Origin of the sequence: Massilia sp. IC2-278, from assembly GCF_020708045.1 — a bacterium.
Classification (GTDB): Bacteria; Pseudomonadota; Gammaproteobacteria; order Burkholderiales; family Burkholderiaceae_D; genus Telluria.
On sequence record NZ_JAJFES010000002.1, the window covers coordinates 512,737 to 528,705 of the forward strand.

The 15,969-nt window shown below is 66.1% G+C and carries 8 protein-coding genes; 4 read left to right on the forward strand and 4 right to left on the reverse strand.

What is annotated here, in order from left to right:
- Positions 1-200: 200 nt before the first annotated feature.
- Complete coding sequence (locus LK540_RS07270) at positions 201-1,004, reverse strand: SDR family oxidoreductase (protein ID WP_229436463.1); 804 nt, start codon at positions 1,002-1,004, stop codon at positions 201-203.
- A 152-nt stretch (positions 1,005-1,156) separates the two neighbouring features.
- Between LK540_RS07270 and LK540_RS07275 the strand changes: the two genes are divergently transcribed.
- Positions 1,157-2,122, forward strand: coding sequence for a GlxA family transcriptional regulator (locus LK540_RS07275; RefSeq protein ID WP_229436464.1), 966 nt, complete (start codon positions 1,157-1,159; stop codon positions 2,120-2,122).
- A gap of 90 nt (positions 2,123-2,212) precedes the next feature.
- Here the strand turns inward: LK540_RS07275 and LK540_RS07280 are convergent, their stop codons facing one another.
- From LK540_RS07280 to LK540_RS07290, 3 genes are all read right to left on the reverse strand, one after another.
- Entirely contained in the window at positions 2,213-4,120 is a 1,908-nt protein-coding gene (locus LK540_RS07280; protein ID WP_229436465.1) for a DUF885 domain-containing protein, read from the reverse strand.
- Positions 4,121-4,312: 192 nt separating this feature from the next.
- The gene (locus tag LK540_RS07285; protein WP_229436466.1) at positions 4,313-8,449 is read right to left on the reverse strand and encodes a DEAD/DEAH box helicase; all 4,137 of its coding nucleotides are present in this window, start codon (positions 8,447-8,449) and stop codon (positions 4,313-4,315) included.
- Complete coding sequence (locus LK540_RS07290; RefSeq protein WP_229436468.1) at positions 8,446-10,383, reverse strand: prolyl oligopeptidase family serine peptidase; 1,938 nt, start codon at positions 10,381-10,383, stop codon at positions 8,446-8,448. The genes LK540_RS07285 and LK540_RS07290 overlap by 4 nt, the downstream gene beginning before the upstream one ends.
- Before the next feature lie 352 nt (positions 10,384-10,735).
- Between LK540_RS07290 and hemE the strand changes: the two genes are divergently transcribed.
- The 3 genes from hemE to LK540_RS07305 all read left to right on the forward strand — a co-directional run bounded on the left by hemE (position 10,736) and on the right by LK540_RS07305 (position 15,888).
- Positions 10,736-11,818: a uroporphyrinogen decarboxylase gene (gene hemE, locus LK540_RS07295; protein ID WP_229436469.1), complete on the forward strand. Its 1,083-nt coding sequence runs from the start codon at positions 10,736-10,738 to the stop codon at positions 11,816-11,818.
- Between the two features lie 545 nt (positions 11,819-12,363).
- The gene (locus LK540_RS07300; RefSeq protein ID WP_229436471.1) at positions 12,364-14,370 is read left to right on the forward strand and encodes a primosomal protein N'; all 2,007 of its coding nucleotides are present in this window, start codon (positions 12,364-12,366) and stop codon (positions 14,368-14,370) included.
- Positions 14,371-14,448: 78 nt separating this feature from the next.
- Complete coding sequence (locus tag LK540_RS07305) at positions 14,449-15,888, forward strand: dihydrolipoyl dehydrogenase (protein ID WP_229436473.1); 1,440 nt, start codon at positions 14,449-14,451, stop codon at positions 15,886-15,888.
- Positions 15,889-15,969: the final 81 nt, after the last annotated feature.

Genomic DNA, 15,969 nt, shown 5'->3' on the forward strand with positions numbered 1-15,969 from the left:
ATGCGCCGTGGTGGTATCGATCTTGGTGTGCTGTTATTTTAAGCGCGAGGACAGCGCTCAATACTCTCCAATTATTACTATTTTGTAAGGGATGAACCGGGTGCGGATGCCAGTTCGGGCCTGCCCCGATCGTCGAAGCAGGACATATCCGATGGCCACAATTGGCGCGTTGAAGACCTTGATCCGAAAGCGGAGGATCGTCAGGCAGCGGCCAGGTAACGTGCGCCGGGCTGTGCGTGCGAGAAGCGCTGTGCCAGTGCCTGGCGGCTGGCTTCGTGACGGGTCCAGTCGGCGCCGTCCTGCAGCGGCGGGATGGTGACGACTTCGCCCTGGTCCAAGCCGGCAAGGGCGGCATCGACCATGTCGCTGGCGTGCATGACCCAGTTCTGCGGCATGTTCGAATACGCCATGCCGGCGGTGTCCCAGAACTCGGTGGCGGTGGCGCCCGGCAGGACGGCCTGCACCCGCACGCCCTTGTCCGCCAGTTCATGCTGCAGGGACTGGGTCAGGGCCAGCACGTAGGCCTTGCTGGCGCCGTACACGCCGTTCAGGATTTCAGGCGCCACTGCAACGATCGAGGCGATGTTGATGATCGTGCCGGCGCCGCGCGCCACGAAGCCGGGCGCCGCCGCATAGGTAAGGCGGGTGGGGGCGGTCACGTTAATGTCGATCATCTGTTCCATGCGGTCGACCTCCGAGTCGAGCAGCGGCGTCACGCCGCCAAAGCCGGCGTTATTCAGCAGCAGCGTGATCGAGGCGTCGGCGCGCAGGATCGCTTCGACCCGCGCCAGGTCGTCGCGCTGGCCCAGGTCGGCCTGGACCACGGTGACCTGGCGTCCATGGGCGGCCTGTACCTTGTCGGCCACGGCGTGCAGGCGCTCTTCGTTGCGGGCAACCAGGATCAAATCGTAGCCGCGTTCGGCCAGGCGCTGCGCGTAGATGGCGCCGATGCCTGAGGATGCGCCAGTAATCAATGCGGTACCGCGTGGGGAAGTGGTGTTCATGTCGATCTCCTTGTGTGGGGGTGGGTTGATGAGATGAAGTATGGCCCCGTAAGCCGAAGACCGATATGACATCTTTCCCTCTTTTCCAGACATCGCATTACGGCCATGTTCCGCGTTAGAATCGGCGCATCATCCACTCCATCGGGCATGCCATGGCCGCACGTATCGCACTCGTCGTCTTCCCCGGTTTCCAGATGCTCGACTTCGCCGCGTTGACGGCTTTCGAGCTGGCCAATGCCGAGCATGGCGGCGCGCCGTATACCGTCGAGACGGTGTCGCACAGCGGCGGGCCGGTGCGCAGCTCGGCCGGGGTGCAGGTGGACACGGCGCCGATCGGCCGGCGCGTCTACGACACCCTTTTGATCGCCGGGCCGACGGTGGTGGCGCCGGCCGAGCCGGAACTACTGGCGGCCCTGCGCCGTACAGCGCCGCGGACGCGCCGTACCGCCTGCCTGTGCACCGGCGCCTTTGTTGCCGCCGAGGCCGGGCTGCTCGATGGCCGCCGCGTGACGACGCACTGGGCGCTCGGCAACCAGCTCAGGAAGCAGTACCCCGGCATTCTTCTCGATGACGACAAGATCTTCGTGAACGACGGTCCGGTCTGGACCTCGGCCGGCATGACGGCCTGCATCGACCTGGCAATCGCCCTGGTCGAGGCGGACCTGGGCAGCGAACTGGCCAGGACGGTAGCGCGCAAGCTGGTGATGTACCACCGCCGCACCGGCGGCCAGTCGCAGTTTTCGTCGCTGGCCGAAATGGATGGCGGCTCGGACCGTATCCGCAGCGCGCTGCTGTACGCGAAGCAGAACCTGCAAACGCCGCTGTCGGTGGAGCAGCTGGCCGGCCACGTCAACTGGAGCCCGCGCCACTTCAGCCGCGCGTTCCGCGACCAGACGGGCCATTCGCCGGCCAAGGCCATCGAGAAGCTGCGCCTGGAAGCGGCACGTTCGATGCTGGAAGACGGCCACGTCTCGATTGCGCGGGTGGCGGCGCAAACCGGTTTCGGCGACGAGGAAAGGATGCGGCGCGCCTTTGTGCGCACGCTCGGCAAGCCGCCGCAGGCCGTACTGCGCGAAGCGCGCCAGCGCGCCGGCTACGAGGTGCCGGACTTCGCCTGACGGGAAGTTGGTAGCGGACAGGCGCAAAAAAAAACCGGAGCCTGTGGCCCCGGTTCGGTGTCGATGCAGTCTTGCTCAGTCCATCATCGCTCAGTCTTTCATCAACTCCGCGATCATCTTCACCGGCGCATTGCCATAGCTGAGGAACTGGTCGTGGAACTGCTTCTGGTTGAAGCGGTCGCCCAGTGCCTGCTTGCGCTGCTCGCGCAGTTCCATGATCTCGCTGTAGCCGCTGTAGTAACTGGTCAGCTGTACCGACGACAGCTGCACGCGGCGCCACTTCTCGGTTGCTTCCTGGCGCGTCTGGAAGGCCTGGTTCACCAGCAGGTCCATCGCCGCTTCCTGGCGCATGCCGAGCACGTGCACCGAGTAGTCGAGGATGGTGTTGGTCACGCTGCGCAGGTTCCACTTCGAGTACATCAGCCACATTTCCGGCGCGTTGCCGCCGTAGCCGGATTCGAGCATCATGCGCTCGCCGTACACGGCCCAGCCTTCGACCATGGCGCCGTTCCCGAATAGGGACTTCACCAGCGACGGCGAACGGTTCGCATGCACCAGCTGGGCGTAGTGACCGGGAATGGCTTCGTGGATGTTCAGGATCTGCAGGATCCACTCGTTGTACTCGCGCAGGCTGCTCTCGGCCTGCTCGGCCGACAGGCCGTCCAGCGGCGTCACGTTGTAGTAGGTGCGGTCCTTCGGACGGTATGGGCCCGGCGCGTCGATGCTGGCGCCGGCCACGCCGCGCTGGTACATCGGCGTTTCGCGCACTTCCAGCGGCTTGTTCGGGTCGAGGGTCAGCAGGTCGTGCTTGATCACCCAGTCCTGCAGTTCCGGAATCTGGCGCCGGATCTCGGGCAGGAAGTTTTCGCGCGCGACGTGGCGTGCTGAGAGCTTGTCGATCAGCAGGCCGATCTTCTTGAAGCGGTCATTCGGTTTGCTCACACCGGCCATGTAGCGCGGCCAGAGTTCATCCGAGATCGTGTCCATGCGCGCTAGCAGTTCCTCGCGCGTGCGCAGGGCCTTGCGGAAGGTCTGCTCGGCGCTGCTGGCCGACTGGATCTCGAGCGCGAACTTCTGTTCGTACAGCGCCTTGCCCAGCCTGAACGGACGCGCCTGTCCGCTTTGCGCCAGGGTCTTGTCCAGCTTTTCCAGGTAATCCACGTAGCCCAGCACCGCAGTGCCGGCATTCGCGATGCGCTGCGCGAAGATCGCCTTTTCCTGGGCGTTCAGGATCGATTCCTGGGCCGCCTGGCCAAGGTCGGCCAGCACGGCCAGGGTGCCCGGCGCCTGGGCGATCGCCAGCTGGGTGTGCTCGCGCGTCGGGTTCTTGATCGTCGCCTGCGCCGCCTGGTAGTAGGCCGGCACGTCGGCCAGGCGCTTCAGGATGGTGCGCAGGCGCTGCGGTTTCGCCGCGTAGTCGGTGTTCAGGATCAGGTCGAGCGGCTGGGCCACGTTGTACAGCGACGGGTTCCATTCGAACTCGCGCAGCGTGGTCAGGCGCCAGCGGTCGGTCTCGAGCTTGTTGATCAGGAGGGCGACGTCGGTGCGCTGGCGCGGCGACATCTGGCGCTGGTCGAGCTTGCGGAATTTTTCCAGCCACTCGCCGGCAAAGGCGAGTTTTTTCGCGCGCGTGGCGTCGTCGGGAATGGTGAGATTCGCGGCGGCGTCGAACTTGCCGACCGAGATGCCTCCTTCGGGATCGACGCGCCAGAGCGCGGTCAGGTACTGCATGCTGTAAGAATCGGCGCGGCGGTCGAGGCGTTTTTCGGAGCCGGTCGATTTGGCTGCTGCGACCGAAGCACCGGTTGCCGCCGCAGCGGCTGCGACGGCCTTGCCTTTCGATTTGCCCTTGGCGGCGGGCGCTTTGGCCTTGGAAGACGCTTTGGATTTGACTACTTTCGTCGCCTTCGGCTTGGCGCTCTTGGTCTGCTTGGCGCTGGCGGGCGCCAGCGCGAGGCTGGCGAGCATGACCGCCAGCGCGAGTTTCGTTTTCATCATCTTGATCGGCCCTGTGGAGTATGAATCGGGGCGCCGGGCGCAACGAGAACGCAGGCCAGCGCGCCAGCGTAGCACCATTCAGGCTGCTTGCGGGTGCTTGAAACAATACGTCACGTTTTGCGCCAGCCTGCGCCGGCTCCTTTTTCGCATGCGGCTGCGCTTGCAAAAGCGGCAATGATCACATGGATGGGCTCAGCGCGCCAGTCCCTGCTGCAGCATCGCCAGCATCTCGCTCGGCGACATGCGCGCCGCCATGTCGCCGCCTTCGAGCAGGCTGTCGGCCAGGTCGCGCTTGTGGCCGTGCAGTTCGACGATGCCTTCCTCGATGGTGTGGCGCGCCACCAGGCGGTAGATGGTCACCGGCCGCTGCTGCCCCATGCGGTGCGCGCGGTCCGAGGCCTGGTCTTCCACCGCCGGGTTCCACCAAGGGTCCATGTGGATCACGTAGTCGGCCGCCGTCAGGTTGATGCCGACGCCGCCCGCCTTCAGGCTGATGAGGAACAGGTCTCCTTCGCCGGCCTGGAAGGCGTCGACGCGTTTTTTCCGCTCCTGCATGGGCGTGGAACCGTCCAGGTACTGGTAGGCGATGCCGCGTTCGTCGAGCAGCTTGCGGATCAGGGTCAGGTGGTCGACGAACTGGCTGAACACCAGCACCTTGTGGCGGTTCTCCAGCAGGTCGTCGATCAGGTGCGCAAAGGTATTCAGTTTGCTGCTGGCGATGCCCAGTCCCGGGGCGACGAGCTCCGGATTGCAGACCGCGCGGCGCAGCCGCATCATCTCGGCCAGGATGGCGATCGACTTCTGGCTTTCCGGCGCTTCGAGTGCCGACAATTTGTCCAGCGCTTCGCGCCGCAGCGACTCGTAGAACGCGGTTTCTTCCGCGGTCAGCTCGACCGGGATCACGATCTCGGTGCGCGGCGGCAGTTCGGTCAGCACCTGGCTCTTGGTGCGGCGCAGGATGAAGGGCTGCGTCAGGCGCCGCAAACGCGTGCGTGCGCCAGCCTCGGCGCGCTTGTCCTGGGCCTTTTCGATGGGGCCGGCAAAGCGCAGCTGGAACTGGTCGGCGGTGCCGAGCAGGCCCGGGTTGATGAACCGGAACAGGTTCCAGAGTTCGCCCAGGTGGTTTTCCAGCGGCGTGCCGGTGGCGATCATGCGGAAGTCGCCGCGTAGCGCCATCACCGCTTGTGAGCGGCGCGTGGCCGCGTTCTTGAAGGCCTGCGCTTCGTCGAGCACGATGGTGTGCCAGGTCTTCTTGGCGAACAGCGGCGCTTCCAGCTGCAGCAGGCCGTAGCTGGCGACGATCACGTCGAAGGGGCCGGCGCTTTCCAGCATCCCGGCGCGCTCGCCGGTGCCGAACAGCTTGATGTTCAGCGTCGGCGCAAAGCGCGCCGCTTCCGCGATCCAGTTGGTGCAGACCGAGGTCGGCGCCACCACCAGGGTCGGGCCGTTCGGTGCGCGCAGCAGGATCAGGGCCAGCGCCTGCAGGGTCTTGCCGAGGCCCATGTCGTCGGCCAGGCAGGCGCCCACGCCCCAGTGGGCCAGGCGCGCCAGCCACTCGAAACCTTCGCGCTGGTAGTCGCGCAGCTCGGCCTGCAGGGTGGACGGTAGCTGCGGCTCATAGGCGGCGTTGTCCGCCATTTTCTTCAGGTGGGTACGCCAGGCCTTGTCGAATTCCACGTTGCCGGCGTCAAGCGCCAGTTCTTCCAGCGCGAAGCTGGCCAGCGGGTGCACGCGCAGCGCGTCCCCGTTGGCATCGGTGTAGGCGGCGAGGTCGGTGAGCCTGCGGTGCAGTTCGTTGGTCAGCGCCAGGAACTGGTTGTCGCCCAGCGCGATGAAACGGCCTTCGCTGCCGCGCATCTTTTCCAGCAGCGACACCAGGTCCATCACCCGGTTTTCGTCGACCACGACTTCGCCATTCGCGGCAAACCAGTCCTTGTCGCGCTTGATGTTCAGGCGCACGGATTTCGACGACACCTTTTTGCTGACGCGGAAAGGCTCGCCTTCGGGCCAGGCGATGACCACGCGCGCCGGGTCCAGCTCCTGCAGCTCGCTTACCAGCTCCAGGCTGGCGAAAGGCTGGCCGAGCAGCCATTCGCCGTGCTCTTCTTCCGCGCTTTCGAGTGCGCGGCATTCAAGCAGCAGCTGGCGCTGGCTTTCGCGCTCAAGGTTCAGGTCGCGTTTCGCTTCGGTGCGCACGCCATTCACATCGGCGATCACGCGCTCGGCGCCGCTGCCCGGCGCGTAATAGGCGCCGCTGTCCGGCAACGGCCGCACCAGGATGCGGATGCGCAGGCCCTGGCCATAGGGCAGCAGGTGCACGTGCAGGCGCGGGTCGGCGGCGATGCGTTCGATATCCGCGGAGCTGGCGCCGATGTCCGACTGCACCGTGACGATCGAGGAAATCGCGCCGATCGCCTGCAGCACGCGCACTTCGGCTTCCAGGGGCACGACCAGCGACTCGCCGACGATCGCGCCGATGCGGCGGTGCTCGTCGCGCACGCGCACCACGCGCAGGCGGGTCGGCGACTCGCGCGTGACCACCACGTCGCCGGCACCGCGGTGCAGGGGCGGGCGCAGCGAGATCGTCACGTTGTCGCGGTCGGCTTTGACCAGCAGCTCGGGTTCGCCCGGCAGCAGTTCCACGCGCGTGCCCGGAGAGTCCATCCAGAACAGCAGCGGGTGGCCGATCAGCGCGGCCACGGCCTTGTCGAGGTCGAAGTCGTAGCGCAGGTTGCTGCTGTATTGCTGGCGCTGGGCGCCGATGCTGGCGACCACCTGCAGGTCTTGCGCCGTGACGAAGTCGAGCGCGGCGGCTTCTTCGAGCAGGCGCTTCAGGCCCACCGGGCGGCCGCGGCTCCAGGCGCCCTGCGCATCGCGCTTCTGCTCGCGCGGCTCGACTTCCTGCACGCCGTACTGGGCGTCGTAGCGCAGCAGCCAGACCAGGCGCGATTCCTTCACCACTTCCACGTTCACGGCCGGCTGCAGGTTGATGAGGGCGTTCAGCTGGCGCTCCCAGGCCTGCTCGCGCTCGAACCAGAGCGTCATGTCGGTGAGCCGGTGCTGCCGGCGCAGGGCGATGGCGCGCTGCTCGTGCGCGATGCTGCCCATCTGCCCGAGCACACCGGCCAGCTGTGCGCTGACCAGGTCGAAGCCGGCCGCTTCCGACAGCGCCAGGCTTTCTTCCAGCAGCTCGCTGCGGTTGGCGAGCTGCGGCATGCCCAGCCACCAGTGCATGAGCGCGCGGAACATCACCGGCTGCAACGCGGTTTCCCAGTTCCGCGACGGCAGCACGTTGGCATCGACCGTGCCGCCGCGGATCTGGCGCAGCATGCTCAGTTGCTGGTAGACGGCGGTATCGTGGCTCTGCACGGCGCGCGTGGCGCTGTCGAGATAACTGTCGAGGGCTTTATGCAGCCTGGCGTCGTCGCGGCGCAGCATGGCCGTCACGTACAGGTGGCCGCCGATGCCGGGGAAGACCGCCTTGCGCCTGCCGGTTTCGCGGCGCAGCAGCTTGAGGGCGGCGTCGAAGCCGGCCAGGGCCTCATCGAGCCCATCGCGCAGCAGCAGGATCACGCTGCGGTAGAACAGGGCGGTGGAGTCGTCCAGCTCCGCCAGCAGCGCGCCGGCGTCGTCCAGGCGGCCGCACAGGATCAGGTGCTCGGCCAGCGCCACGCGCAGGCCCATCGAGGCCCAGCCCTGGGCCACGTAACGTTCGGTATAGGCGCGGATGTCCGCCGCTACCTCCAGTTCGCGCTGGGCATGGTGGATCAGTACCGCCAGCACGCCTTCGAGCACGCGTGGATTGATGTGGTCGAGCAGCTCCGGCTCGAAGGGGCGTGCGCAGATATCGACGAAGGGCGGCGAGTACGCCGCTTCGTGGCAGGCCAGGCAGGCAGCCAGCAGCGGCGAGATCAGCGCGCTTTCCTTGCCGGTGACGAGCGCCACGCGCAGCAGGGCCAGGCCCTGGCGGTAGCTGCGCAGCACCGGGCGGCCCTGCCAGTCCATCCGCACCGGCATGTCGTGCAGGTAGGCGGCGGCCAGGTCTTCGATCTCGTCGTTGTCGATCACCGCCTTCAGGGCCGGCCACGAGGCCTCGGGCGCGATGACGAAGCCGCGGCCCGTGACTTCCTGGATCAGGCCATGCTCGCTCAGCTGGTTCAGGTCGGCGTTCGAGGCGCTTTCGGTAAAGCTGCCCTGGTACATCAGCTTCAGGCAGTCGAAGATGCGCTTGCGCCCCATCGGCTCGCCCGCCAGCGCGAGCAGGCCGAGCGGGCGTTTGAATTCATCTGCGAGTCCGGGAATGGCCTGGCGTAGGTTGTTCGGCGTCATGCAGCCAGGTTCTCGATCTCGACTTCAGGCAGCCCGCCTGGGACCGGGATGCCGAACACGCGCAAGTAGAACACCAGCTCCGCTTCCAGCGTTTTCACGACGCTGTCGGCCTTGCGGAAGCCGTGGCCTTCGCCTTCGAGCGTGATGTAGGCCACCGGCACGCGGCTGGCGCGCAGCGCCTCCACCATCGACTCCGACTGCTGGGGCGGCACCACCTTGTCGTCCAGGCCCTGGAAGAAGATCATCGGGCGCTTGAGCGAGGCCGTGTGGTGGATCGGCGAGCGCTGGCGGTAGACGGCGTCGGCCTGCGCCTTGGGTGCGATCAGGTATTCGTTGTAGTGCGACTCGAACTTGTGCGAGTCGGCGTCCAGGCCGGCCAGGTCGGACACGCCATAGTAGCTGGCGCCGGCCTTGAAGACGTCGTGGAAGGCCAGGGCCGACAAGGTCGTCAGGCCGCCGGCGCTGCTGCCGCGGATCAGCAGGCGCTCGGGGTCGGCCAGGCCTTGTTCGGCCAGGTGGCGCGCGCCGGCCACGCAGTCCTCGACGTCGATCACGCCCCACTGACCCTTGAGCAGGTCGCGGTAGCTGCGCCCGAAGCCGCTGCTGCCGCCGTAGTTCACGTCGAGCACGGCGAAGCCGCGGCTGGTCCAGAATTGTGTCGCCAGTTTCAGGGTGCTGGTGGCCATGCCGGTCGGGCCGCCGTGGCCGATCACGATCAAGGGCGGCAGCTCGCCGTTCTGCGGTGCGTAGTCCTTGTTGGTCGGCGCGTAATGGAAGGCATAGGCGCTGCGGCCGTTCGCGCTCGGATAGCGGATGCTGCGCGGGACGGACAAATAGCCGGTGTCGGGCAGGGCGTCGATCGAGCGCGCCAGCACTTCGCGTGCGCCGGTGGCAGGGTCGATCAGGGCCAGTTCCAGGGCGATGGTCGGTGAGCCGGCCAGCACGGCCACCGCCTGCGGCGTCACGCGCAGTTCGCGGATTTCCTGGTAGGGCGTGTCGATGGGCGTGAGTGTGCAGCCGCGCGTCGACAGGCTGGCCAGGCGGCTGACGCCGTCCTCGATATAGGTGCAGACGATTTCGTCTTCCGAGCGGAAGCCGTACATCGAGCCGCCGAAGCTCCAGTGCGGGCCGCCGAATTCGGCTTCGCGCGGGCACAGCGCGTGCACCACGCCGTGCTCGAAGCGGTACAGGTTCCACCAGCCGCTGCGGTCGGACACGAAATGCAGCAGGCCTTCGGGCGACCACTCGGGCTGGCAGATCGACTCGTCCATGCCGCCTGCCACCAGGCGGCCGTCGACCAGCTTGCCGTCTTCCCCGACATCGGCCACCCACAGCTCGGTGCCTTGCCAGGGCATGCGCGGGTGGTCCCAGCACAGCCAGGCCAGCTGCTTGCCATCGGGGGACAGGCGCGGGGCGGCATAAAAGTCGTTGCCGTCGACGAGGATGGTCTCTGTTCCGTCGAAGCCGACCGCGCACACCGTGTTGACCGGGTAGGCTTCGCCGGCCAGGTGGTCTTCGCGCACGGCGACCAGGCGATTGCGCGCGCGGTCCGGCACGAAGTCGGCGTAGCGCACGGCGTCTTCCTTCGTCATCAGGACCGGCTCGCCACCGTCTTCCACGCGGTACAGCTTGTTGTCGGCGTGGTGCGAGAACCAGACCGTGCCTCCGTCGGCCGCATACGCGCCGCCGCCGTACTCGTGCACGCGGGTGCGCACGTTGAACGGGGCCGGGGTCAGCTCGGTTACGTCGTGCGCGCGCCGGCGCAGCAGGGTGGTGCGGCCGGCTTCGCTGGCGCGGCCGGCCAGCCACAGCACGTCCTGGCCGTCGAGCGCGAGCTGGGACAGCGGCATGGCGCCGGCGGCGACCACGGCGGCGCTGATCGGGGAAGTCCAGGTGCCGCAGGGCGCGGCCTGTGGGCGGGTCGAGTCGGTCATGGCGGTTAGCTCAGGAAGATGAACCAGCATTATAAGAGTTAGCCTGGTTTTCGTAGGGTGGACACCTGTGTCCACGCGGATTCGGCTGTCGCGACTCGCGATATCGTTTCGATCGTTCAGTCGATGTACCGCGTGGACACAGGTGTCCACCCTACGAAACCTCGGTGCGCACCTGCCGAGCTACCCAGCCGGATGCCAAGTCCGTAGGGTGGGTACTTGTACCCACCGGTTTCACAACACATCACGCGCACATGGTGGGTACGAGTACCCACCCTACGAAACCGCAGCCGGATGCCAAGACCCCCTCAAGAATGCGATAATAACCCTCTTCCCGACGCCTTTATTGTCAGCCATGCCACAATTTGCCCCGCTCAAGAACGATACTTTCCTGCGCGCGCTGCTGCGCCAGCCGACCGAGTACACGCCTGTCTGGCTGATGCGCCAGGCGGGGCGCTACTTGCCGGAATACCGCGCCACCCGCGCGCGTGCCGGATCGTTCCTGGGCCTGGCAAAGAACCCGGACTACGCCACCGAAGTCACGCTGCAGCCGATCGACCGCTATCCGCTCGACGCCTCGATCCTGTTCTCGGACATCCTGACCGTCCCCGATGCGATGGGCCTGGGCCTGTACTTCGCCGACGGCGAAGGCCCGAAGTTCGAGCGTCCGCTGCGCACCGAGGCCGACGTGCTGGCGCTGCGTGTGCCGGAGATGGACTCGCTCGACTACGTGTTCAAGGCCGTCACCTCGATCCGCCTGGCGCTCGACGGCCGCGTGCCGCTGATCGGCTTCTCGGGCAGCCCGTGGACGCTGGCCTGCTACATGGTCGAAGGCCAGGGCTCGCGCGAATTCCACACCATCAAAAAGATGCTGTACGCGCGCCCGGACCTGATGCACCGCATCCTGGAGATCAACGCCACCGCTGTGGCGCAGTACCTGAACGCCCAGATCGACGCCGGCGCCCAGGCCGTGATGATCTTCGATTCCTGGGGCGGTGCGCTGGCCGACGGCGCCTACCAGGAGTTCTCGCTGAAGTACATGCAGCAGGTCCTCAGCCAGCTGCAGCGCGAAAAAGATGGCGTGCGCATTCCGGCAATCGTCTTTACCAAGGGCGGCGGCATCTGGCTCGACGAAATGGCGGACATCGGCGCCGATGCGCTGGGCCTGGACTGGACCGTGAACCTGGGCCGCGCCCGCGCCCTGGTCGGCGACCGCGTGGCCCTGCAGGGCAACCTCGACCCGGCCATCTTGTTCGCCGAGCCGGACCAGATCCGCGCCGAGGTGGAACGCTCGCTCACCGCCTACGGCGCACCGTCGGCCGGTTCGGGCCACGTGTTCAACCTTGGCCACGGCATTTCGCAGTTCACGCCGCCGGAATCGGTGAGCGCCATGGTGGAAGCTGTGCACAGCTTCAGCCGCCGCCAGCGCGCTGGCTGATTTGCCAGGCAGGGTGGACAAAATGTCCACCGCGGCGCAGCAAAATCACACTTGTTCACAAGTTTCAAAAATGCAAGTCTAGAGGCTGTGGACAATTGGCTGAGTGAGCGTAAACAGCAAGCTATTGAATTCAAAGAGTTTTTCTTTGTTTAATCGATTGGCTTGCTAGTACGAAAGCGAGTTTTCCCGGCGAAATCAGTGCTTTTCACTTCCTTGTTCACAAAGTTATCAACAGCACGCTGAGCTCGGCTATAAAAACTCCCGTGTTTACCGATACTTAGACAAAGCTTCGTAGATTATTGTTTAAATCTTCATTACTTTGTTGCATGCCTTAGCATGGAAACCAAGGTTATACACAATCATTGCAGAGCGGGAACCAAGTTGCTGTGGACTACTTTGGCTGGCGTAAGTGATTGAATATACAGGGCTTATTTTTCTTGTATTTCCGCGTATCCACGTATCGTTTGACTTAACGTAAACTTCTCCACCGGTCAAGCCTTCCATTCTCCACAAAGTTTTCCACAGCCTGTACGACAAGGATAAATTTGCCGCATTGCATCCTACAAATCGCACTCGACACGCCGCTCAATAGCGTGTTCGACTACGGCTGGCCGCATGAGGAAGGCGCCTTGCCCCTGGTCGGACAGCTGGCGCTGGTGAGCTTCGGGCGGCGCGAAGTGATGGGATTGATCGTCGCGGTCAAGCACGAGACCGACGTCCCGCCCGAGAAGCTCAAGGATGCACTGGCAGTGCGCAGCCAGCTCGCGCCGCTCTCGAAAGAGTGGCTGGCGCTGGCCGGTTTCGCGGCCGATTACTACCAGCGTCCGCTGGGTGAAGTGGCCTTGCCCGGCCTGCCGAAGAACCTGCGCATCCCGAAAACCGTGGCGCTCGACCGCGCACTGAAAAAGCTGGCCAAGCTCGATGCCGCGACCGATGCCACCCCGTCCGGCATGCCGCCCCTGAACCCGGAGCAGCGCGAAGCGGCCGATGCCATCGGCGGCGCGATCGGCTTCAAGCCGCTGCTGCTATACGGCGTGACCGGCAGCGGCAAGACCGAGGTCTACCTGCAGGCCTGCTCCCAGGTGTTGGCGCGCGACCCGCAGGCGCAAATTTTGATCCTGGTCCCGGAAATCAACCTGACGCCGCAACTGGAAGGGAATATCCGCGCGCGCTTCCCGGGCCTGGCCCTGGCCACCCTGCACAGCAGCCTGTCGGAAGGCGAACGCATGCTGCACTGGCTGGCCGCGCACGGGGGCCAGGCGCGCATCGTGCTCGGCACGCGCCTGGCGATCCTGGCTTCGCTGCCGCATTTGAAACTGATCGTCATCGACGAAGAGCACGACCCCTCGTACAAGCAGCAGGAAGGCCTGCGCTATTCCGCGCGCGACCTGGCCGTGTGGCGCGCGCACCAGCTGCGCATTCCCATCGTGCTGGGTTCGGCCACGCCCTCGCTGGAAAGCTGGCACCACGCGCAGACGGGCCGCTACCGCAAGCTCGAACTGCGCGAGCGCGCCGTGCGCGACGCCGTGCTGCCCACCGTGCGCCTGCTCGACATGGAGCGCGACAAGCCGAAGGAAGGCCTCACCTCCGGCCTGCTGGCCGCGCTGCGCAAACGCCTGGAGCGCGGCGAACAGTCGCTGCTGTTCCTGAACCGGCGCGGTTATGCGCCGGTGATCACCTGCGAATCCTGCGGCTGGATCAGCAATTGCACGCGCTGCACCTCGTTCATGGTGCTGCACAAGCCCGAGCACCGCCTGCGCTGCCACCACTGCAGCCTGGAGCTGCGCATCCCGCGCCACTGCCCGACCTGCGGCAACGTCGATTTGCAGCCTTTGGGGCGTGGCACCCAGCGCTTCGAGGAAGGGCTGGCGGCGATGTTCCCGGAAGCGCGCATCCTGCGCATCGACGCCGATTCCACGCGCAAGAAGGGCAGCGCCCAGGAAGCCTTCGACACCGTGCACCGCGGCGAGGTCGACATCCTGATCGGCACGCAAATGGTCGCCAAGGGCCACGACTTCAAGAAGCTGACCCTGGTCGGCATTTTGAATCCGGACACGGCGCTGTTCTCGCAGGACTACCGCGCCAGCGAGCGCCTGTTCGCCCAGCTGATGCAGGTGGCGGGCCGCGCCGGACGCGCCGGGCTGGCCTCGGAGGTGCTGATCCAGACCCGCTATGCCCAGCACCCGCTGTACGCGGCGGTGGTGAAACACGACTACGACCGCTATGCCGGCAGCCTGCTGGAAGAGCGCCGCCAGGCCGCGCTGCCGCCCTACATGTACCAGGCGCTGCTGCGCGCCGAGGCGCCGGAACTGGCCACCGCGATCGCTTTCCTGGAAGGGGCGCGCGACATCCTGCCGACCGATGCCATCACCCTGAACGACCCGATCCCGATGACCATGACGCGCGTGTATAACGTCGACCGCGCCCAGCTGCTGGTCGAGTCGAGCTCGCGCCCGGCGCTGCAGGCCTTCCTGAAGGAGTGGGTGGGCTTGCTGCGGGCGCTGAAGACGCGCGTGCGCTGGTCGCTCGAGGTCGATCCGCTCGACATCTGAGCACGCCGCAGGCGCCAGCAACGGGCAAGAGCGGCAAAAAAAGCGTAACCTCTCGGAGCCAGAACGACGAGGACAACAATGAACAAAATGAATGTGGACGTGGCCGTGATCGGCACCGGCACCGCCGGCATGTCGGCCTACCGCGCCGCCCGTGCCGAAGGGGCGCGCGTGGTCGCCATCGAAAGCGGCCCTTACGGCACCACCTGCGCACGCGTTGGCTGCATGCCGAGCAAACTCCTGATCGCCGCCGCCGATGCGGCCCACATGCTGGACCTGGCGCCGGGCTTCGGCGTGCACCCCGAGGGCAAGCGCATCGACGGCCGCGCCGTGATGGAACGCGTGCGGCGCGAGCGCGACCGCTTCGTCGGCTTCGTGCTTGAAAGCGTCGAGGGCTTCCCGGCCGCGGACAAGATCCAGGGGCGGGCACGCTTCATCGGGCCGCACACGCTGCGCGTGGACGAGCATACCGAGATCGAAGCGAAGACGGTCGTGATCGCCACCGGCTCCACACCGACCGTGCTGCCGCAACTGAAGGACGTCGGCCCAGGCATCGTCACCAGCGACGACGTGTTTTACTGGGACGCTCTGCCCAGCTCGGTGGCCGTGATCGGCACCGGCGTGATCGGACTGGAACTGGGCCAGGCCCTGACGCGCCTTGGCGTGCGCGTGAGCCTGTTCGCACGCGGCGGCAGCGTCGCCCACCTGAGTGACCCGGAAGTGCTGCGCGCGGCCACGCGTACCCTGTCGCAGGATCTCGATTTGCGCTTCCAGACCGAAGTCGTGCGAGCGGAGCAGCAGGGTGACGAGGTCCTGCTCACCACGCGCGACGCCCTCGGCAAGGAAACGAGCGAGCGCTTCCAGTACGTGCTGCTGGCCACCGGCCGCACGCCGAACGTGCACGGCATGGGGCTGGAAGAAACCGGGCTGGAACTGCAGGCCAACGGCATCCCGGCTTTTGATAGCCGCACCATGCAATGCGGGAACAGCCACATCTTCATTGCGGGCGACGCCAACAACGAACTGCCGCTGCTGGCCGAAGCGGCCGATCACGGCAAGATCGCTGGCGAGAACGCGGGCCGCTTCCCCGACGTGCGCCCCGGCCTGCGCCGCACGCCGCTGGCGATCGCGTTCACGGAGCCGAACATCGCCACCTGCGGCAAGAACTACAAGACCCTGTGCGAGGGTGGGCGGCCGAAGTTCGCCATCGGGCAGGTCTCGTTCGAGAACCAGGGGCGCAGCCGGGTGATGTTGCAGAACAAGGGGATGCTACGGGTGTATGCGGAGTATGGCACCTGCCGTTTCCTGGGCGCCGAGATGATCGCGCCGCGCGGGGAGAACATCAGCCATTTGCTGGCCTGGGCCGTGCAGGCACGCCTGACCGTGCCGCAGATGCTGGAGATGCCGTTCTATCATCCGGTGATAGAGGAGGGCGTGCGCACGGCGTTGCGCGATTTGGCGGCGAATTTGGCGAAAGGGGTGAACCATACCGATCCGGCCGATTCGGAGCCGGGGACGTAAGCGCAAAGGTAGCTTCGACCGTACGGTGGGCACTCCGTGCCCACGCGGTTACGTGCCTATCCTTTTGACCCGCTGCCGCAA